At 66.4% G+C, this 21105-nt stretch carries 15 protein-coding genes; 6 read left to right on the top strand and 9 right to left on the bottom strand.

Going from position 1 to position 21105, the window contains the following annotated elements:
- The first annotated feature begins 120 nt into the window (after nt 1–120).
- A complete protein-coding gene (locus tag ACQ5BL_RS22065) occupies nt 121–870 on the top strand; it encodes a class II aldolase and adducin N-terminal domain-containing protein (RefSeq protein WP_243805548.1) in 750 nt (249 codons plus the stop codon).
- Between the two features lie 27 nt (nt 871–897).
- On the opposite strand, the gene ACQ5BL_RS22060 is transcribed toward ACQ5BL_RS22065, so the two are convergent.
- The 9 genes from ACQ5BL_RS22060 to csiR all read right to left on the bottom strand — a co-directional run bounded on the left by ACQ5BL_RS22060 (nt 898) and on the right by csiR (nt 13809).
- Entirely contained in the window at nt 898–1947 is a 1050-nt protein-coding gene (locus tag ACQ5BL_RS22060; RefSeq protein WP_243805550.1) for a GlxA family transcriptional regulator, read from the bottom strand.
- 112 nt (nt 1948–2059) lie between these two features.
- Complete coding sequence (locus tag ACQ5BL_RS22055) at nt 2060–3721, bottom strand: choline dehydrogenase (protein WP_243805552.1); 1662 nt, start codon at nt 3719–3721, stop codon at nt 2060–2062.
- Nucleotides 3722–3751: 30 nt separating this feature from the next.
- Nucleotides 3752–4912 carry an aromatic ring-hydroxylating oxygenase subunit alpha gene (locus tag ACQ5BL_RS22050; RefSeq protein WP_243805554.1) on the bottom strand — a complete coding sequence of 387 codons (1161 nt, stop codon included), beginning with the start codon at nt 4910–4912 and terminating at the stop codon, nt 3752–3754.
- A 248-nt stretch (nt 4913–5160) separates the two neighbouring features.
- Nucleotides 5161–6117: a helix-turn-helix domain-containing protein gene (locus ACQ5BL_RS22045; RefSeq protein WP_243805556.1), complete on the bottom strand. Its 957-nt coding sequence runs from the start codon at nt 6115–6117 to the stop codon at nt 5161–5163.
- 98 nt (nt 6118–6215) lie between these two features.
- Nucleotides 6216–8300, bottom strand: coding sequence for a caprolactamase subunit alpha (gene capA, locus ACQ5BL_RS22040; RefSeq protein ID WP_207884099.1), 2085 nt, complete (start codon nt 8298–8300; stop codon nt 6216–6218).
- 13 nt (nt 8301–8313) lie between these two features.
- Nucleotides 8314–10059, bottom strand: a complete 1746-nt coding sequence (capB, locus tag ACQ5BL_RS22035; protein ID WP_279577227.1) for a caprolactamase subunit beta — start codon at nt 10057–10059, stop codon at nt 8314–8316.
- A 252-nt stretch (nt 10060–10311) separates the two neighbouring features.
- Nucleotides 10312–11493: a hypothetical protein gene (locus tag ACQ5BL_RS22030; protein WP_243805557.1), complete on the bottom strand. Its 1182-nt coding sequence runs from the start codon at nt 11491–11493 to the stop codon at nt 10312–10314.
- A gap of 76 nt (nt 11494–11569) precedes the next feature.
- Complete coding sequence (locus ACQ5BL_RS22025) at nt 11570–12910, bottom strand: purine-cytosine permease family protein (RefSeq protein WP_243805559.1); 1341 nt, start codon at nt 12908–12910, stop codon at nt 11570–11572.
- A 209-nt stretch (nt 12911–13119) separates the two neighbouring features.
- Nucleotides 13120–13809 carry a DNA-binding transcriptional regulator CsiR gene (gene csiR, locus ACQ5BL_RS22020; protein WP_207884106.1) on the bottom strand — a complete coding sequence of 230 codons (690 nt, stop codon included), beginning with the start codon at nt 13807–13809 and terminating at the stop codon, nt 13120–13122.
- Nucleotides 13810–14003: 194 nt separating this feature from the next.
- Between csiR and glaH the strand changes: the two genes are divergently transcribed.
- The 5 genes from glaH (at nt 14004) to gabP (ending at nt 20756) form a co-directional block, all read left to right on the top strand.
- Nucleotides 14004–14981: a glutarate dioxygenase GlaH gene (gene glaH / locus ACQ5BL_RS22015; protein WP_207884113.1), complete on the top strand. Its 978-nt coding sequence runs from the start codon at nt 14004–14006 to the stop codon at nt 14979–14981.
- Nucleotides 14982–15115: 134 nt separating this feature from the next.
- Nucleotides 15116–16366: an L-2-hydroxyglutarate oxidase gene (gene lhgO / locus ACQ5BL_RS22010; RefSeq protein WP_243805611.1), complete on the top strand. Its 1251-nt coding sequence runs from the start codon at nt 15116–15118 to the stop codon at nt 16364–16366.
- 38 nt (nt 16367–16404) lie between these two features.
- On the top strand, nt 16405–17853 hold the full coding sequence (gene gabD, locus ACQ5BL_RS22005) for an NADP-dependent succinate-semialdehyde dehydrogenase (RefSeq protein ID WP_243805561.1): 1449 nt from the start codon (nt 16405–16407) through the stop codon (nt 17851–17853).
- Nucleotides 17854–17925: 72 nt separating this feature from the next.
- Nucleotides 17926–19203: a 4-aminobutyrate--2-oxoglutarate transaminase gene (gabT, locus tag ACQ5BL_RS22000; RefSeq protein ID WP_243805564.1), complete on the top strand. Its 1278-nt coding sequence runs from the start codon at nt 17926–17928 to the stop codon at nt 19201–19203.
- Between the two features lie 146 nt (nt 19204–19349).
- Nucleotides 19350–20756: a GABA permease gene (gene gabP, locus ACQ5BL_RS21995; RefSeq protein ID WP_243805566.1), complete on the top strand. Its 1407-nt coding sequence runs from the start codon at nt 19350–19352 to the stop codon at nt 20754–20756.
- Nucleotides 20757–21105: the final 349 nt, after the last annotated feature.

The following is a 21105-nucleotide window of genomic DNA, read 5'->3' as shown; positions in this document are numbered from 1 at the left end:
CTGCGCCGCCGTATTGCCGTGCATTCGCGACAGTCCAGGTCGCATCGCATCAAGTCCCCGGCGTTGCCGCCCTTAGACTCGGAGACGACCCAGACGCACCCGCGCCTCCGAGGAGCTGCCATGCCCACCGAATCCGTTGCCGTTCTTGACGCCCATGCCCAGGCCCGCGCCGAGCTGGCCTGTGCCTTTCGCTGGACCGCACGCCTGGGGATGCACGAGGCGATCGCCAATCACTTCAGCCTGGCGGTGTCCGAGGATGGCCGGCGCTTCCTGATCAACCCCTATGGCCGGCACTTCTCGCGGGTCCGCGCCAGCGACCTGCTGCTGCTCGACGCGGACGATCCTTCCGCGCTGGACCGCCCGGATGCGCCCGATATCACCGCCTGGGCCCTGCACGGTGCCTTGCACCGCCGTCACCGGCATGCGCGCTGCATCCTCCACGTGCATTCGAAGTACGCCACCGCGCTGGCCTGCCTGGCCGATTCGCGCCTGCCGCCCATCGAGCAGAACTCCATGCGCTTCTTCGAGCGCGTGGCCATCGACGAGGGCTTTGACGGCATGGGCCTGGGCGACGAGGCCGAGCGGGTCAGCCGCCAGCTCGGCGACAAGCCGATCCTGCTGATGGGCAACCACGGCGTGCTGGTGGCCGCGCCCAGCGTGGCCCAGGCCTTCGACGACCTTTACTACTTCGAGCGCGCCTGCGAGGTCTACCTCACCGCGTTGGCCACCGGCCGCCCGCTGCGCATCGCCAGCGACGAGGTGGCGCGCAAGACCGCCCAGCAGTGGCTGGACTACCCGGATTTCGCCGCCCGCCATTTCACCGCGCTGCAGGCGATCCTCGATGAGGAAGAACCCGACTACCGCAGCTGACAGGGCGCCAGCAGCCGACTCGCAGGGTTACAGCGGCAGCAACGAAGGGTCATGCGCCAGCGGCTGGCGCATGACCGGCGCGCTCAGGCTCTGCGAGCGATCGTTGCTCGGCGGGCAGCCGAACTTGGCGCGGTAGGCGCGGGAAAAGTGTTCGAGCGAGCCGAAACCCGAGCTGGCGGCGACCTGGGCGACGCTCATGCGAGTCTGCTGCAGCAGGTTGTGGGCGCGCGCCAGGCGCAGGCTGAGGTAGTACTTCAGCGGGGTCAGGCCGGTGTGCTGCATGAATTGCCGCTCCAGCTGCCGGCGTGACAGCGAGACCCGTTCGGCGATGGCCTCGCAACTCAAGGGTTCCTCCAGGTGCTGCTCCATCAGCTCGATGGCACGGCTCATCTTGCCGGCCTGGGCGTGCAGGCTGCGGCGATAGCCTTCGGCCTGCTGCACCTGCGGCTCGCGCACCTGCTCGATGAGCATGTGCATCGCCACCTCGCGCGCCAGGTTGCCGCCGACCAGGCTGTCCAGCCAGGCGAGCAGCATGTCCAGCACCGCCGTGGCGCCGGCGCAGGTCAGGCGGGTGCGGCCCAGGCAGTAGAGCTGGGCGCACGCCTGCACCTTCGGGTAGCTCTCCTGGAAGCCTTGCAGGTTGTCCCAGTGCACCGCGGCGGGGTGACCGTCGAGCACGCCCGCGGCGGCGAGCAGTTCGGTGCCGGTCTCGATGCCCGCCAGCACAGCGCCGAAGGCCGCCTGGCGCTTGATCCAGGCCTTGAGCGCGGGATTGCGCGCGTGCCGGTGCACGTCGAAGCTGGCGATCACCACGCAGGCGTCGAACTCGCCGGGGTCGCCGATACTCGCCTGGGGGCTGGCCAGCAGGCCGTTGCTGGCGGGCACCGGCTGGCCGTCCACCGACAGCAGGGTCCACTGGAACAGGCTGCGCTGGGCCAGCCAGTTGGCAATCGACAGCGGCTCGATCAGCGCGGCCAGGCCGAAGTTGGAGAACGACGGCAGCAGCAGGATGCCGATGCGCAGGGGCGGGCGGGTTGGGTCCTGCCAATCCAGGCTGAGGGGTTCGGTTCGTTTCATGGTGGCACCTGGCACGGAAATGGGCGCCGGCTGCATTGGCCGCCGCCTCGCTCGAATGGGTAGGCCCGCTGCGCCTATGCAAGCGGAGCGGGCCGGGTTTGGCAAGTGCGCTTCAGCGCTGGCATTCGCGCCAGCGCGGATGAACCCAGACCGGCGCATCGCTGGCCGGCAGTGGAGCGTGGCCACGGATCAGGTCGCTGGCTTTCTCGGCGATCATCACGGTGGGCGCGTTGGTATTGCCGCTGACGATCTCCGGCATGATCGACGCATCGACCACCCGCAAACCGCGCAGCCCGTGCACGCGCAGCTGCGCATCGACCACCGCCTCGGGGTCGCCGGCCGGGCCCATCTTGCAGGTGCCGCTGGCATGGTAGCCGGTCTCGGTGACGCGCCGGGCCCAGGCGTCGAGCTGGGCGTCGCTGATCTGGTCGGCGCCGGGCACCAGTTCGTCGCCGGCGTAGGCGCGCATGGCCGGCTGGGCGAGGATCTCGCGCACCAGGCGGGCGCCGGCGCGCATGTCGGCGCGGTCGCGCTCGGTGGTCAGGTAGTTGAAGAGGATGCGCGGCGCCTGGTGGGGATCGGCGCTGGTCAGGCTGACGCTGCCCAGGCTGGTCGGACGCATCAGGTCGATGTGCACCTGGAAGGCGTGCTCCGGCACCAGGTCGACGCTGCCCGGCTGCACCGCCAGCGGCATGAAGGTCAGTTGCAGGTCGGGGAACTCCACCCCGGCCCGTGAGCGGATGAACGCCCCGGCCTCGAAATGATTGCTCGCTGCGAGGCCGTCGTGGCTGGCGAACCAGCGGGCGCCGATCATCCATTTGCCCGGCGCACGGGTCCAGGGATAGATGGACACCGGCTGCTTGCAGCGGTACTGCACCACGGTATCCGGGTGGTCGTTGAGGCGCTGGCCGACACCGGGCAGGTCGTGCACCACGGGGATGCCCAGGCGCGCCAGGTCCTGCGCTGGCCCGACGCCGGAGAGCATCAGCAGTTGCGGCGAGTTGATCGCGCCGGCGCTGAGCAGCACCTCCTGGCGGGCGCGCACCTGATGCAGTTCGCCGTCCATCTCGAACTCGACGCCATAGGCCTGGTTGCCGTCGAAGAGAATCCGCCGGCTCAGCGCCGAGGTCGCCACGGTGACATTGCCGCCCTTCAGGGCCTCGGCCAGGTAGCCGCGCGCGGTGCTCCAGCGCTTGCCGTCGCGGGTGGTGCGATCCACCGGGCCGAAGCCTTCCTGGCGATAACCGTTGAGGTCGCGGCTGAAGTCGTAGCCGGCCTGCTGGCCGGCCTCGATGAAGGCCCGGCACAGCGGCGGCGAGATGTCGCCGGGGGTGACGTGGAGCAGCCCGGCATCGCCCCGGTAGGCGTCGGCGCCGTCCCGATGGTTCTGTGCGCGGATGAAGTAGGGCAGCACCTCGCGATAGCTCCAGCCCTCGCAGCCGCGTTCGGCCCAGCCGTCGTAGTCGCGGGCATGGCCACGGATGTAGACCATGCCGTTGATCGAGGACGAGCCGCCGAGGGTGCGCCCGCGCGGGGGTCCGATGCGGCGGTTGTCCAGGCCCGGCTCCGGCTCGCTGGTGTAGCTCCAGTTGAAGCGCGTGCCGCCCACCACGATGCCCACGGCGGAGGGCATGTCGATGGTCCAGCTGCGGTCCACCGGACCGGACTCCAGCACCAGGATGCGCAGCGCCGGGTTCTCGCCCAGGCGCTTGGCCAGCACGCAGCCGGCCGAGCCTGCGCCGATGATCACGTAGTCGTATTCATGCGCGAGCATAGGACTCTCCCATGGCAGGTCGGCGCGCGATCAGCGGCCACTGATGCCGTCGAACACCAGCTTGTGGAAGTGGTGCACCAGGTGCTCGCTCTCGTTGCTGCGCTCCGCGTCGATCATGTAGCGGCCCTGGTCGTAGCCGAGGGAGCGCAGGCCCTTCTGCACGCTGATGTTGAGCTCGATGTCTTCGGGGCCGAGTTCCTCGTTCATCCACTTCATGCAGGCGTGGGAAACCTCCGGGACCTCCTCGTGCGGGCTGTAGTAGCCGAAGCGCAGCAGCGAGCGCTCGGCGTCCAGCGGGATCATGATGAAGGTGCCGAGGAACTCGGAGTACGGGAAGGTGTAGAAGGTGTTGTTCGGCCACAGGCCGATGTTGAAGAAGCGCTCGTCGGGGTTGCGCGGCCCGCTCAGCTTCAACCCGTAGGCATCCTCGGCCTGCAGGTTGGCCGGGGCGATGTAGGTCCACCAGTTGTCGCGCTTGGTCAGCCGGTAGCCCTTGAAGTCGATCAGCTTGGCCAGGTCGATGTGGCAGGGGCCGGACAGCTTGAAGTGATAGCCCTCGATGGAGTTGTCCATGATCACTTTCCAGTTGGCCGGAACGATCACGTCCTGCTCCTCGATCAGGCGCATCCTGCCCAGGTCGGGGAATACCGCGCGCATTTCCGCGTCGGCCTCGGGGAACAGCTCCGCCAGCGCGGGGGCCTCGGCGTCGAAGTTGAAATAGACGAAGCCGCCGAGTTCCTCGACGCGTACCTTGGGGATGTTGAACTGCTGCTTGTCGAAGGCGATCAGCCGCTCGCTGCGCGGCGCGCTGCGCAGGCTGCCGTCCATTTCGTAGCACCAGGAGTGGTAGGCGCAGCGCAGCACGCGGGTGTTGTTGCCGCGGCGGACGTCGAGCAGGCGATTGCCGCGATGCTGGCAGACGTTGTGGAAGGCGTTGATGGTGCCGTCGTTGCCGCAGGCGACCACCACGCTCTGGTCGAAAATGTCGCAAACGACGAACTGCCCCGGTTCGGCGAATTCGTTGCGGTGACCGGCGAGGTGCCAGGCGCTCATGAAGATGCGGTCGCGTTCGGCGGCGAAGATCTGCTCGTCGAAGAAGTAGCGCGAGGGCAGGGTGAAGGCCTCTTCCGGGCGCTGCTCGGCCCAATCTGCAATGGAGGTGCTGCGTTTGATCTGCTCGACGGATTGCATGGCGGGTCTCCTCCGGACTCTGCTCCCTGGGTTCGATCAGGGGCTTGCTCGGGGCCTAATCTAGGGGAGGGCAGGAGGCGACTCTTGATGAAAAGCGACAACTTTTCGCGCTGGAATGATCAACTGCCGCGCCGGTCTTCGGCCGATCGCCAGTGGCCGGGATCACGCCAAGCTCGACGCGCTCGGCGATCTGAGAGGCCACCTGAGACAAGGAGGGACTCTACCGACGAGGGGCGCCTCCACGGGCGTCAGTGGGTGTGTGCGCCGCGCACTTCGCGGGCGGTGCAGCCGAACCGCTGGCGGAAGGCCCGCGTGAACTGGGCCTGATCGTTGAAGCCCCAGTGATACGCCAGTTCGCCGATGGAGAGGTGGCAGTGCGGGTCGCGCAGTTGGCGATGCACGGCTTCCAGGCGTTGCTGGCGCACCCATTCGCCCAAGGTGTAGGGCGTGGCGGCGAAGAGCTTGTGCAAGTAGCGCAGCGACAGGCCGCAAGCGGTGGCGATGGACTGCGGGGAGAGGTTCGGATCGCCCAGGTTCTGGGCAACGAACTGTTCGACCCGTTGCAGGTGCAGGGCGCTGAGGCTGGAGCTTTCGCTGTTGAGCACGCGCTCGTCCTGTTGCAGCGCCAGCAGCAGGATGGACAGGGTCTGCTCCAGCAGCAGGTGGTGGGCGGCGGGCGGGCAGGCGTCGAAGTGGGCGGCGCACAACCCCAGTTGCTCGACGAACAGCCGGCCCAGGCCGCGCTCGGCATCGAAGCAGTAGCGGGTGTAGCGCTCGGGGCCGCGCAGGTGGCCCTTGAGCGCGCGTTCGGGGAGTTTGAGCACCCAGAGATCGTTCTGGTCGGTGTAATGGAAGCGGTAGGGCGCGTCGCCTCGTTCGACGATGAAACCGCCCGGCGCGCAGCTCAGCTGGCGGCCGTCCTGCTCGAAATGCACATCGGTGCAGCGGGGCACGGTGACCAGGTAGAAGGCTTCGCGGTCGTCGCCGGCCTGGGCCTTGCTGCGCGAATAGCCCAGCGTGCTGGAGCGCAGGCGGGACAGGCTGACGGGGCTGCTGGGGGTATCCCAGACCTGCAGGTGGCCGTCGAAGGGCTGGCCGCTGTCGAACTGCAGCGACAGCGGGAAGTAGGTACTGCTGATTGCCTCGGCCCAGCGCACCTGGCGTTCATGCTGCGACCAGCGGGCGGTCGACAACTCATGGGGCATGGCGTGTCCTCGTGCTTATTGCTTTTGTGAGGACAGCGCGGCAGGTCGGGCCCGCCGCGCTGTGTATCGGCCAATGATCCGCGTGATTCAGGGCCGCATCAAGCGCAGCGCGTCACCCGGTAAGTGGCGGAAGGTTCGAGTGTCGCCTGCCAGTTCGGTGGCACCACGATGTTGGTGGTGTCCTCCTCGATCACGCAGGGGCCCTGGACCGTCTGGCCCGGCAACAGGCGGTTGCCGTTGAATACGGCGGTGGACTGGAACTCGCCTTCGGCGCTGAACAGCATCGGACGCAGGCTGTCCGGCACTGCCGCCGGCGGGTTGGCCGGGCCCTGCAGTTCGAGCTGCGGCGGACGCGGCAGGTGGCCGATCACCGAGCATTCCAGGTTGACCAGTTCCACCGGGCTTTCGCGTTCGCTGTAGGAGAACAGCTTCTGGTGGCGGTCATGGAAGGACTCGCAGAGTGCGGCCAGGCCTGCTTCGTCGAGCCGGTGCGCCTCCAGCTCCACGCTGCATTCGTGGATCTGCCCGAGATAGCGCATTTCCAGGGTGTAGTGGCAGCTGCTGCTTTCGTCGGCGAAACCGTCGTCGCGCAGGTTGACCAGGCCTTGCTGGCGCAGGTCGGCCAGCGCCCGGTTGAGCTGGTCCAGGTCGACGTGCCCGGCGTCAAGGCGCATCGGCAGGGTGGTCAGTTGGTCGTAGCGCACGTCGGAGAGGATCTGGCCGAAGGCGCACAGGCCGGAGGCGACCTTGGGGATCAGCACGGTCTGGATGCCGATTTCCTCGGCCAGGCGCACCACGTGCATGCCCGCTGCGCCGCCGGCGCCGATCAGGGCGAAGTCGCGGGGGTCGTGGCCGCGTTCGATGGACACCCGGCGGATGCCGTTGACCATGTTCAGGTTGACCAGGGTAGTGATGCCGAAGGCTGCGCGTTCGATGCTGATGCCCAGCGGATCGGCGATCTTCTCCCGGATGGCGTCCAGCGCGGCCTGGCGGTTCAGGCGGATGGTGCCGCCGAGCAGGGCGCCGTCCGGCAGGTAGCCCAGGGCCAGGTTGGCGTCGGTCACGGTCGGTTCGCTGCCGCCCTTGCCGTAGCACACCGGGCCGGGTTTGGCGCCGGCGCTGCGCGGGCCGACCTGGAGCATGCCGAATTCGTCGAGGTGGGCGATGGAACCGCCGCCGGCGCCGAGGGTTTCCACCTGGATCATCGGCACGCCGATGCGCTGGCGGAGGAAGTCCACGTCCTTGCTGAAGTTGGTGCGCCCGGCGTTGGTCAGGGTGATGTCGAAGGAGGTGCCGCCCATGTCCACGGTGATGATGTTGTCGATGCCGAAGGGGCGCGCCACCGAAAGCCCGGCCTGGGGCGCGGACGCCGGGCCGGAGTTGATGGCGTTCACCGCCCGCTCGCGCATCACGTTGCCCGGTGCCAGGCCGCCGTTGGACTGGAAGTAGCGTACCGGCTGCTGGGTGCCGAGCTCCTCGAACAGCGCGTCGATGCGTTCGACGTAGCGCGCCATCACCGGGCTCAGGTAGGCGTTGACCACGGTGGTGGAGGTGCGGGTGTATTCGCGGATCTGCGGGAAGACCTCGTAGCCGGTGCAGACGAACACTCCTGGCAGAGCGGCGCGCACCAGTTCGGCGGCGCGCTTCTCGTGGCTGGGGTTGCGCACCGACCAGACGAAGGAGATGGCAACCGCCTCAACGCCCTCGGCGCGGAAGTAGTCGATGGCGTCGTGTACCGCGCGTTCGTCCAGCGGGCTGTGCTCGCGGCCGTCGCCGAGGATGCGGCCGCCGACGGGGCGACGCAGGTGGCGCGGCACCAGCATGTCTGCCGGCGGGTAGTGGGCGTCGTAGCGGTGGCCTTCTTCCTTGTGGCCGAGGCGGATTTCCAGGCTGTCTTCATGGCCGGCGGTGCAGAGCAGGCCGACCTTCACGCCGGTGCGTTCGATCAGCGCGTTGAGGGCGACGGTGGTGCCGTTGATGCACAGGTCGCAGTTGGCAATGATGTCCGCCGGGGTGCGGCCGGTGGCGTCGGCGATCTGCGCCAGGCCGGCGCGGATGGCCAGGGTGCCGTCCTGCGGGGTGGAAGGGGCCTTGAACAGCTGAACGCCGCCGTCACGGTCGGCCAGGATGAAGTCGGTGAAGGTGCCGCCGGCGTCGATGCCCAGGCGATATTGGTTGCGCATGTCGGATCTCCGGTCAGAACTGGCCGCGGGCGGCGCGGGTGGCGGTTTCGTCGAGGTGGCCTTCGGCGTCGAGGATCACGCCGTATTCCAGGGCCGCGCCCTGGGGCGAGACCAGGCCATTGCGGACGTCCTGCAGGACTGCCGCCACCGGGCGGCGCATCGGATCGCCGTAACCGCCGCCACCGGGATTGATGTTGATGATCCGCTCGCCGGGCTGGATGGTGAGCATCGGGTTCTGCACGTAGTGGTCTTCCTCGCCATCGGCGTGGCGGTGGATCAGGCGGCCGAGCTTGGGTTCGGGCAGGGCGTTGCGCGCCCCGGCGGCGCCGGCGGTGGGCAGCTGGCGGCCTTCGCCGAAGCCGACCACGGTCATGGCGTGCTCCAGGGGTTCGATCTCCAGGCGGGTGCCGGAGCCGCCGCGGAATTCACCGGCGCCACCGCTGTCGGCCATCAGGCTGTAGCGGTGGATCAGCACCGGGTAGGCATGCTCCAGCAACTCGATATCGCCACTCATCAGGGCGCCGAAGCAGCACAGCGGGCCGCAGGCGTGCCAGCCGTCCATCACCTTGTTGGCGCCGGCGCCGGCGATGATCGAGGCCAGCACCATGGTCACGTATTCGCTGTTGGCGTTGCGCGGATCGAGGCCGGCGATGTTGATCCCGCTGGCATGGCCCCAGGAGGCGGTGACGCGCTGCGGCGAGGCCTGCTCCAGCGCCAGGCGCACGGCGTCGGCCAGGGTTTCCATCGGGGTGGTGGTACAGTTGACGTGGGGCGCGGGCTCCTGGGCGTTGCACAGGGTGCCCCGGGGGCCGACGTCGACGCTGACGCAGCGGTACAGGCCTTCGTTATAGGGCGGGGCGACCTGGGCGAACATCATCAGCCCGAGGTAGACGCCGGAGACCGAGTTGCCCTCGTAGGAGTTGATGAAGTAGGGCACCTGGGGCGGGCTGTCGATGCGGATGTGGGCCTCGTCGCCACGGATTTCCACGTGGGCGGTGATGGACAGCTCGCCCAGGCCGTGGCCGGAGTCCTCGAGTACGGCGGTGCCGCTGTAGTGGCCGTCCGGCACGTCGCGCAGCAGGGCGCGCATATGCCGGTCGGCCATGTTCTTCAGCTCGGCGATGCAGGCGCGGACCTGTTCCACGCCGTACTTGTCGAGCAGCTCCAGCAGGTGGCGCTCGCCGACCTTGCAGGCGCCGTACTGGGCGTTGAGGTCGCCTTCCTGATAGGGACGGGCGCGCATGTTGGTGAGCATAAAGTTGATCACGTCTTCGCGACGCTTGCCCTTTTCCCACAGCTTGACCGGCGGAATGCGCAGGCCCTCGGCGTAGATTTCCTTGGCGTCGGGGTTGTAACCGGCCGGCACCGGGCCGCCGATGTCGGTGAGGTGGCCCTTGCAGACGGTCCAGAACACCAGCTCGCCCTTGTAGAACACCGGCTTGTACATGCAGCAGTCGAGGATGTGGCTGCCCTTGTAGGCCGGGTCGTTGTGGTAGATCACGTCGCCTTCGGCGATGTCGTCGCCGAAGAAGCCGGCCACGCACTTCATGGCGGGAATCAGCGAGCCCAGGTGGATCGGGATGTCCTGGCCCTGGAGGATCATCTCGGGAAGATGGTCGAACAGGGAGTTGGAATAGTCATGGGCCAGGTTGAACACACTGGAGCGGCCGGTCTTTTCCAGGGTCAGGGTCATCTCGCGCTGCGCTGTTTCCAGCGCGCCGCGAACGACCGCGAGGGTGATGGGATCAACTGTTTTCATGGGGCACCAACGCTTGTTTTTATGTTTCGGGTGAGGGCTGCCTGTGCATGGCCCTTGGTGCATACGCTACGGCCGGCGGGGGCGGCTGGCTTGTCGCTGGGTGCACCGGTTATTGCGCTTTGGCGCACTCGGGGGAGGACGGTCAGGCGGCAGGAGGATGCCCCCGCGAGGCGGGGGCGAACGCGTGGATTCAGGCGTGGGAAGGGTGCCGACATCGCTGCTGGAGCCGGAGGTCATCCACCCAGCCACGCCTCAGAAGTAGTAGCCGATGTTGCTGTACAGCTGGTTTTCCCAGTGGTCGGTGCCGCCTGCACCCAGGCTCTGGGTGTAGTTGCCGCCGCCGATGTACGGGTCGTTCTTGCCGTGCAGCCATTCCAGGGCGATCCACAGCGGGCCGAGGGTGAAGGAGCTGCCGGCGATGAAGCGCTGGGAGTCGCGGAAGTCCGACTCGTCCTTGTCGAACAGGCTGTAGTTGGCGTAGAGCTTGACGCCCGAGAACCAGCCGTACTGGCCCGGCAGGCTGTAGCTGAGGTCCGCCACGTAGAGGTTGCCCTTGGCGGCGACGTTGAAGGTGCCGTCGAAGCTGCCAAAGCTCACCAGGCGGTCGTCGCCGGGATTCTCCGGGGTCATCTGCTGGCGTGCGGCCTGGGCCTGGAAGCCCCAGGGCCCGTTCTGCGCGGTGGCGTGCAGGGCGACTGCGGTGCGGTGGCCGTCGCGGCCGGTGTCCTGGTTGTCCAGGGTGGAGGCGAGCAGCGAGACGCCGGCCTCGCCGCTCCAGTCGCCGGCGTGGTAGGTCCGCGCCAGGCGGCCGACGAGGATGTCCTGCTCGTGGTTGTCGCTGCCGTCCACCACGTAGTCATCGGCGCTGGCGACGCTGGTGCCGTAGGTGCGTCCGCCCCGGCTGGTGCCGCGGCCCTGTTCGGCGGGGATGGGGTAGTAGGCGGCCTTCAGGTCCCAGTTGCCGTGCCGGGCGAGGTACTTGAAGCCGATGTCCTGGGTGTCTTCCAGGCCGATCACGTTGCCCAGGGTCTCGAAGAAGGTGCTGCCGAAATAGGGCGCCAGGCCGAAGGGGATGGCTGTCTGGCCGACCTGCACCTGCTGCTCGGGGGTGAAGCGGTAGCCGACCCAGGCGTACTCGGCGAAGGAAATGTCGCCCACCCGGTCGGTGTAGTCGTAGGGGTAGTCGCCGCCGTAGAAACGGTACTTGGCGGCCGCTATCCAGCTGTCCGAGTGATAGTCGGCGGTGAGGAAGAAGGTGTCGAAGCTGAGCTTGGAAATGTCGCGGTCGGGGTCGTAGTCCAGGCGTCCGCGCAGGGCGCCGCCGAGGTCGAGATTGTCGGTGATTTCCACGGCGCTGGCCGGCTGTGCCAGGCCGAGAGCGAGGGTGGACAGGGCTGCGAGAATCGAGATAAGCCGGGTGCGTTGCGGGTGCATGAACCGCTCCAGATGTTCTTGTCGTTGTAGGGGCATGGGGTTGCAGGGAGGAGGCCGCCCGCCGGGCGGCCGACGATCAGCCCAGATCACCCTGGGGTTGGGTACGGCGTGACAGCAGGGGCGCGAGATAGCCGAGGAAGGCGACGAGGAAGGCGGCCGGCGCCGAGGCGGTGGCCAGCTCGGCAACGCCGCACAGGTGCAGGCCGATGCCCACGATCGCGGAAACCAGCCAGGCGATCAGGCCCCGGGCGCGGAAGGAGGGCAGGCCGTCGAGCCGATAGCGGGTGTTGCGGGTGAACAGCAGGTGGGCGAGGGCGATGGCGACCCAGCCGACGATCAGCAGGCTCTGGTAGGCCAGTGCCTGGAGGATGTAGCTGAACACGTCGAACAGCATCAGCAGGTAGACCAGCGCGCCGGTCAGCAGCGCCCAGGCCACGTAGGGCACCCAGGCCAGGCCGAGGTGGCCGGCGAATGCCTGCAGGTTGGTGGCGGCGAGGAAGAAGTTGCCGGTGTTGATGCGGGTCTGGCTGATCCAGACGAAGAGCAGGCCGCCCAGTCCCATCAGCTGGATGATCGCCAGCACCACCGAGACTTCGCTCAAGCCGCCCTCGGTGGGGATGGTGGCGGCGAGGAAGATGCCCACCAGGCCATTGAGCAGGAAGGCCACGCAGTAGAAGGGCATGCCGAAGTTGATCCGCGCGTGGTAGCGGCTGTCTTCCTGGCGGCCGAAGCGGGCGTAGTCCCAGGTGTACATCATCAGCACCCAGACACCCATGAAGTAGGTGAAGCAGTTCCACCAGCCGTGGGCCACCGGCCCGTCCTTGGGCGCCAGTGCCAGCCAGGCGGGGGAGTAGCCGTATTCACCGATGGCCATCGCCACAGCCGCCACCAGCCCGAGCAGGTAGAAGGGCAGCAGCACGCCGTTGAGCTTGTCCAGCCAGCGCAGGGCGTTGCCGAAGATCAGCAGCACGCTGTAGACCACCACCAGCAGGAATGCGGCGTGCAGTTCGAGGCCTGGCAGGTAGTGGTGCAGCGCCACCGCCATCACCGAGCCTTCGAAGACCGCGTAGTAGATGGCCGTGGCGCTGAAGATCAGCGTGGCCAGCGCCGCGCCGGTGCGGCCGAACAGCACCTGGGAAAACTGCGCCACCGACAGGCCGGTGGCGATGGCGTGGCGGCTGAGGATGGCGTTGATCAGGCCATAGCTGATCACCGACAGCACCAGGCCGATGATGGCGTTCAGCGTGCCGTAGCCCATGGCCAGGGCCGCGGCGACCACCAGGTAGAACATCGCGCTGCAGATGCCCCACCAGGCCATGGTCAGGGAGCCGCGGCCGAGCCGTTGCGAGTCCGGGACTGCGCCTTGGGAGTGGGACTGTTCAGGGGAAGAATCGTGGTTCGAGAGTGCTCCAGCCATGACCGTACCTTTCTTGTTGTTGGAGTGGGGAGGCTCCAAGACGGTAAGGAAAGTCGGTCGGGCGGGATTGCCGTTGGGTGTACGGGTTTTTGCGCCTGGATGCACAGGCGCTCTGGGGCGCGGGTCGGGCCGGTGGAAGCGCTTTCAATCGCGATGCGAAGCGGCGCGTGGAGCGGCCGCGACTGGACCAGCCTCCGCGAACAGGGCGGTCAGCGCGTGCCGTTCGCCTGCATGATCTGGGCGATGATCGGCACCGGGGTCATCAGGTGGGTGCGCATCATCTCGCTGGCGCGCTTGGCGTCGCGGGCGAGGATGGCGTCGACCAGCGCGGCGTGCTCCTGGCGCTTGAGCTCCAGGGCCTGTTCGGAGAACACCGTCTGGGTCAGCCAGAGATGGCGGTAGCGCTCGGCCTGGTCGAACAGGTAGGTGCGCGCCTGCAGCAGGTGCTTGGAGCCGCAGCCGGAGGCGATGGCGGTGTGGAAGGCCTTGTGGCGCTGGTCCCAGACATCCAGGCGCTGCTCGCGGGTCTTCACTTCCATCACCTTGGCCAGGGTGTGGGACTGGGCCAGCACCGAGGCTTCCCAGGCGTCGTCGCCGCGCTCGATGGCCAGGCCGACAATCATCGCTTCGAGGTTCGCGCGGGCATCGTAGATGTCCTGCATCTCGTCCAGGGACATGGGCGCCACGCGGTAGCCCTTCTGGCTGATGGCGACCACCAGTTTTTCCGCCACCAGTTGCGAGAGCGCCTCGCGCAGGGGGCCGACGCCCAGGTCGTAGCGCTCCTTCAGGGCACTCATCAGCAGCTTTTCGCCGGGCTTGAACACGCCGCGGATGATGTCTTGCTTGAGCCACTCATACCCGCTGAATGCCGAGTTTTGACGGGGAGCGAGAGCTTCCAAAGTCCTGTTCCTCAAAGCGTTTTGCGGATCATACCGAAACGTCGTATGGACGAAAAACAATAGACACAGTATTGAAATAGCGTTGTTTTATAAAAATGTAGACATTTTGATTTGATAGCGATATTTTTTGATCGCCCGCCTGATCCAGGTCATTGCTGGACGGCCGAATCCATCCCCTACGCCAGGACACCGCCATGAACGCCTTTACGAAGATCGAGGACCTTGTGATGCCGCTGCCTCTCGAGACCCGGGGTTACACCGTCGCCCCCTCGAAGCAGTCGCCCCGTCTGCTGGAGTTGACCTTCGCCCGCGAAACCGTCGACGCCTTCGTCAAGGCCGTGGCCGAGTGGCCGGTCCAGGCGCTGGAGTACAAGTCCTTCCTGCGCTTCCGTTTCGGCGAGATCCTCGACGAGCTTTGCGAAGGCACTCTGCGCCCGGTGCTGCTGAACACCATCCTCGGTCGCTCCACCGGCGGCATGCTGATCAACCCCGTCGGCCTGGATGACGTGAGCCAGGCCGAGGACATGGTGAAGTTCACCACCGCCTGCGCCCACCTGATCGGCCGCTCCAACTACGACGCCATGAGCGGCCAGTTCTACGCGCGCTTCGTGGTGGTCAATACCGACAACTCCGACAGCTACCTGCGCCAGCCGCACCGGGTCATGGAGCTCCACAACGACGGCACCTTCGTCAACCAGATCACCGACTACGTGCTGATGCTGAAGATCGACGAGAAGAACATGGAAGGCGGCAACTCCCTGCTGCTGCACCTGGACGACTGGGAGCAGTGCGACGAGTTCTTCCGCCACCCGCTGGCCCGCCGCGACATGCGCTGGACCGCGCCGCCGAGCAAGAACGTCACCGAGGACGTATTCCATCCGGTATTCGATACTGACGCCGAAGGCCGCCCGACCATGCGCTACATCGACCAGTTCGTGCAGCCGGCCAACTACGAGGAAGGCATCTGGCTGAACGCCCTGTCCGAATCCCTCGAAGGCAGCGCGCAGAAGCTATCGGTGCCGGTGCCGGTGGGCAGCTTCGTGCTGATCAACAACCTGTTCTGGCTGCACGGCCGCGACCGCTTCACCCCGCACGAGGGGCTGCGCCGCGAGCTGATGCGCCAGCGTGGCTACATCAGCTACCAGAAGCCGCGCTATCTGCGCGGCCAGTAAGCGAGCACGCAGGCTGAAGGGCTGCCACGGGCGGCCCTTCGCCGTGCCCGGAAAGCGCCGGTCCCTGCATCGAGGCGGGTGGGCCGATGCGAACCGCGTAACGATTTGCAGCGCCCCGGCGCGAGGTAATGGCTGTGTACGATTTCATCATCATCGGCGGCGGCATCGTGGGCATGTCCACGGCCATGCAACTGACCCAGGTCTACCCGGATGCCAGCGTTCTCCTGCTGGAGAAGGAATCCGGCCCGGCCCGTCACCAGACCGGTCACAATAGCGGCGTTATCCACGCCGGCGTCTACTACACCCCGGGTAGCCTCAAGGCGCGCTTCTGCCTGGAAGGCAACAAGGCCACCAAGGCCTTCTGCAACAAGCACGGCATCCGTTTCGACGAGTGCGGCAAGCTGCTGGTGGCCACCAACGAGCTGGAAATGGAGCGCATGAAGGCGCTCTGGGAACGCACCGCCGCCAATGGCCTGGAGCGTTCCTGGTTGTCCGCCGCCGAACTGCACGAGCGTGAGCCGAACATCGTCGGCTTGGGCGGCATCTTCGTGCCTTCCAGCGGCATCGTCAGCTACGCCGAAGTCACCGCCGCCATGGGCCGCGAGTTCCAGGACGCCGGCGGCGAGATCCGCTACAACGCCGAAGTCACCGGCCTCGACGAGCGCGCCGACGAAGTGGTGGTGCGCACCGCCAGCGACGAATTCCACGGTCGCTTCCTCATCACCTGCTCGGGCCTGATGGCCGACCGCGTGGTGCGCATGCTCGGCATCGAGCCGAACTTCATCATCTGCCCGTTCCGTGGCGAGTACTACCTGCTGCCCAGGCAGCACAACCAGATCGTCAATCACCTGATCTACCCGATCCCGGACCCGTCCATGCCGTTCCTCGGCGTGCACCTGACCCGGATGATCGACGGCACCGTCACCGTCGGCCCGAACGCGGTGCTGGCGATGAAGCGCGAGGGCTATCGCAAGTCCGATATCTCCGTCGCCGACATGTTCGAGACGCTGACCTCCCCCGGCATCCTCAAGGTGCTGGCGAAGAACCTGCGCCCCGGCCTGATCGAGATGAAGAACTCCCTGTTCAAGGGCGGCTACCTCAAGGAAGTGCAGAAGTACTGCCCGAGCATCACCAAAGCCGACCTCACCGCCTACCCGGCGGGCGTGCGCGCCCAGGCGGTGTCCCGCGACGGCAAGCTGATCGACGATTTCCTCTTCGTGAACACCCCGCGCAGCATGAACGTGTGCAACGCCCCGTCGCCTGCCGCCACCTCGGCGATTCCCATCGGCGCCTACATCGTCGGCAAGGTTCGCGAGCAGATCGACGGCGCCCGCGCCGGCTTCACCGTCAAGGCCACCGATAACAAGCAGCGGGCCGCCGGCTGAGCCGACGTCACCGCCGTCCACCCCCGAGGATGACAAGCGTGCAACTGAAAGACCCCACTCTGTTCCGTCAGCAGGCCTACATCGATGGCGCCTGGGTCGATGCCGACAACGGCCAGACCGTCCAGGTCAGCAATCCGGCCACCCACGAGATCATCGGCAGCGTGCCGATGATGGGCGCCGCCGAGACCCGTCGCGCCATCGAAGCCGCCGACAAGGCCTTGCCGGCCTGGCGTGCGCTGACCGCGAAAGAGCGCGCCAACAAGCTGCGCCGCTGGTTCGACCTGATGATCGAGAACCAGGATGACCTGGCCCGCCTGATGACCATCGAACAGGGCAAGCCGCTGGCCGAAGCCAGGGGCGAGATCGCCTACGCCGCCTCGTTCCTCGAGTGGTTCGGCGAGGAAGCCAAGCGCGTATACGGCGATATGATCCCGGGCCACCAGCCGGACAAGCGCCTGATGGTGATCAAGCAGCCGATCGGCGTGACCGCGGCCATCACCCCGTGGAACTTCCCGTCCGCGATGATCACTCGCAAGGCCGGCCCGGCCCTGGCTGCCGGTTGCACCATGGTGCTCAAGCCCGCCCTGCAGACCCCGTATTCGGCCCTGGCCCTGGCCGAACTGGCCGAGCGTGCCGGCATTCCGAAGGGCGTATTCAGCGTGGTCACCGGCAACGCCGGTGCAATCGGCGGCGAGCTGACCGGCAACCCGATCGTGCGCAAGCTGACCTTCACCGGCTCGACCGAAATCGGTCGCCAGTTGATGGCCGAATGCGCCAAGGACATCAAGAAGGTGTCCCTGGAACTGGGCGGCAATGCGCCCTTCATCGTGTTCGACGATGCCGACCTGGACGCCGCCGTGGAAGGCGCGCTGGTTTCCAAGTACCGCAACAATGGCCAGACCTGTGTCTGCGCCAACCGTCTGTACATCCAGGACGGCGTGTATGACGCCTTCGTCGAGAAGCTGAAGGCGGCCGTGGCCCGGCTGAACCTCGGCAACGGTCTGGATCAGGGCATTACCACTGGCCCGCTGATCGACGCCAAGGCCGTTGCCAAGGTCCAGCTGCATATCGACGACGCCGTTGCCAAGGGTGCCAGGGTGGTCGCCGGCGGCAAGCCGCACGCCCTGGGCGGCACCTTCTTCGAGCCGACCATCCTGGTCGATGTGCCGAAGAACGCCCTGGTGGCCAAGGACGAGACCTTCGGTCCGCTGGCGCCACTGTTCCGCTTCAAGGACGAGGCCGACGTCATTGCCATGTCCAACGACACCGAGTATGGCCTGGCCGCCTACTTCTATGCCCGCGACCTGGCCCGCGTGTTCCGCGTCGGCGAGGCACTGGAGTACGGCATCGTCGGCATCAACACCGGGATCATTTCCAACGAAGTCGCGCCCTTCGGCGGCATCAAGGCCTCGGGCCTGGGCCGCGAAGGTTCGAAGTACGGCATCGAGGATTACCTCGAGATCAAGTACCTCTGCCTCGGCGTGTAAGCACGGCGAACCCTCCACCTTTCCTGTACGGGCTTCGGCCCGTGCAGGGCGATCGCACTACCGGAGTCAACCATGAATACCAACCAGAGCCTGCAACAACGCCGCATGGACGCCATTCCCCGTGGCGTCGGCCAGATCCACCAGATCTTCGCCGAGCGCGCCGAGAACGCCACCGTGTGGGACGTCGAAGGCCGTGAATACCTGGACTTCGCCGGCGGCATCGCCGTGCTGAACACTGGTCACCTGCACCCGAAGGTGATGGCCGCCGTGCAGGAGCAGTTGGCCAAGCTGACCCACACCTGCTTCCACGTCTTCGGTTACGAGCCATACGTGGCCCTGGCCGAGAAGATCAACCAGTTGCTGCCGGGCAACTTCGAGAAGAAGACCCTGCTGGTCACCACCGGCGCCGAAGCCGTCGAGAACGCCATCAAGATTGCCCGCGCCGCCACCGGCCGCAACGGCGTGATCGCCTTCACCGGCGCCTACCACGGCCGCACCCAGTACACCCTGTCGCTGACCGGCAAGGTAGTGCCGTACTCCGCGGGCCTGGGCCTGATGCCCGGCGGCGTGTTCCGTGCCCAGTACCCGAATGCCCTTCACGGCGTGTCGGTCGACGAATCCCTGGCCAGCATCGAGCGCATCTTCAAGAATGACGCCGCGCCCCGCGACATCGCCGCGATCATCCTCGAACCCGTGCAGGGGGAGGGCGGCTTCAACGTGGCGCCGAAGGACTTCATGGCCCGCCTGCGCGCCCTGTGCGACGAACACGGCATCCTGCTGATCGCCGACGAAGTGCAGACCGGCGCCGGCCGTACCGGCACCTTCTTCGCCATGGAGCAGATGGGCGTCGCCGCCGACCTGACCACCTTCGCCAAGTCCATCGCCGGCGGCTTCCCCCTGGCGGGCGTGGCCGGCCGCGCCGAGGTCATGGACGCCGTGGCCCCTGGCGGCCTGGGCGGCACCTATGCCGGCAGCCCGGTTTCCTGCGCCGCGGCCCTGGCGGTGATCGAGGCCTTCGAGAGCGAAAAACTGCTGGATCGCGCCAAGTCCGTGGGCGAAATCCTGACCACCGGCCTGCGCCAGATCGGCGAGCGCCACAACAGCCTGGTAGAAGTGCGCAATCTCGGCGCCATGGTCGCCGTGGAACTGTTCGAGGGTGGCGACCTGAACAAACCGGCCGCCGAGCTGACCGGCAAGGTGGTGGCCAAGGCGCGTGAGAAGGGCCTGATCCTGCTCTCCTGCGGCACCTACTACAACGTCCTGCGCATCCTGGTTCCGCTGACCGTCAGCGATGCCGACCTGCAGCGCGGGCTGGCCATCATCGGCGAGTGTTTCGACGAGTTGGCGTAAGACTTCAGAGCGTCACCCCCGGTCCCCTGCTCAACCCGTTTCTGCCCCGGCTATCGGCCGGGGCAGGGCGGGCTTTTTGGCTTGGCACCGGGTGATCGCGGAGAGCGGCGCCGTTCTCCGGGCACGACAAGAACAAAGGTAATGCCATGCAGACAGATAAGAACAACCTGAGTCACGGGTTGAAGTCCCGCCACGTGACCATGCTTTCCATCGCCGGCGTGATCGGCGCCGGCCTCTTCGTCGGCTCCGGCCGCGCCATCGCCGAAGCCGGACCGGCCACCATCCTGGCCTACATCTTCGCCGGCGCCCTGGTGGTGCTGGTCATGCGCATGCTGGCCGAAATGGCCGTCGCCTCACCGGATACCGGCTCCTTCTCCACCTACGCCGACCGCGCCATCGGCAAGTGGGCCGGCTACACCATCGGCTGGCTGTACTGGTGGTTCTGGGTACTGGTGATCCCCATCGAAGCCAATATCGCTGCGACCATCCTCAACTCCTGGATACCGCAACTGGATATCTGGGTGCTGTCGCTGGCCATTACCCTGCTGCTCACCGCGACCAACCTGTTCAGCGTGAAGAACTACGGGGAATTCGAGTTCTGGCTGGCCCTGGTGAAAGTGGCGGCCATCGTCGGCTTCATCATCCTCGGCGCCTGCGCCATCCTCGGTCTGCTGCCGAACACCGGCGTCAGCGGCGTCTCGCGCCTGTGGGACACCGGCGGCTTCATGCCCAACGGCTTTGGCGCGGTACTCAGTGCCATGCTGATCACCATGTTCTCCTTCCTCGGAGCCGAGGTGGTGACCATCGCCGCCGCGGAGTCCGACGCCGCCGAGAAGCAGATTTCCAGGGCCACCAATTCGGTGATCTGGCGAATCACGCTCTTCTATATATTGTCGATCTTCATCGTCGTCGCCCTGGTGCCCTGGACCGATCCGCGCCTGGCCAGCGAAGGCTCCTACGCCACCGTGCTGGAAATCCTCGGCGTGCCCCATGCCAAGGCGCTCATCGACGTGGTGGTGCTGACCTCCGTCACCAGTTGCCTGAACTCCTCTCTTTATACCGCCTCGCGCATGCTCTATTCCCTGAGCCGCCGCGGCGACGCTCCGGCGTGCGCCCAGGCGACCACCAGCAGCGGCACGCCGATCTATGCAGTGCTGTTCTCCACTGGCGCGGCCTTCCTTACCGTGATCGCCAACTACCTGGTTCCTTCCAAGGTGTTCGGCTTCCTGATGGCAAGCTCAGGTGCCATTGCCTTGCTGGTCTACCTGGTGATCGCGGTTTCGCAGTTGCGCATGCGCAAGCGCCTGACCGCCGAGGGCAAGGCCATCCAGTACCGCATGTGGCTGTTCCCCTGGCTGACCTGGGGGGTGATCGCCTTCATCCTCAGTGTGCTGGTGGTCATGTTCTTCCGACCTGACCATCGCATCGAAGTGATCGCCACCGGTTTGCTGACGCTCGTCGTCGTCTGCTCCGGGCTGCTCGTTACCCGCCGCAGGGTCCGAAAGGAGCAGGGTGGGAAACTTGATGGGATTGCGCGCATCACGGACATCTAGCCTCGCGTCGGACGGCTGCTTCGGTGTGGAAGCAGCCTCCGGCGAGGATGCGTTACAGGGAAGGGACGATGATCCCCTGGAATTTTCACTGAAGGGTGTTGACGGCATTTTCAATTGCTGTAATATGCGCCCCCTCGCTGCGGTGGTCTCCGGGCTCCACAGCGTAGCGGCTTGAATTGAAAAGAAATTTTAAATTTAAGCTTGACGAAATGAGACGCTGCTGTAGAATGCGCGCCTCGGTTGAGACGAAAGCCTCAGCCAAACGCTCTTTAACAAGTCGAATCAAGCAATTCGTGTGGGTGCTTGTGATGTAAGACTGATGATCGACTGATTATCAGCAACGCAAGTA

Origin of the sequence: Pseudomonas sp. B1-22 (genome assembly GCF_050474425.1) — a bacterium.
Classification (GTDB): domain Bacteria; phylum Pseudomonadota; class Gammaproteobacteria; order Pseudomonadales; family Pseudomonadaceae; genus Pseudomonas.
Note: the sequence above shows the minus strand (reverse complement) of the source record. Positions and strands in the feature narration are given on the sequence as shown.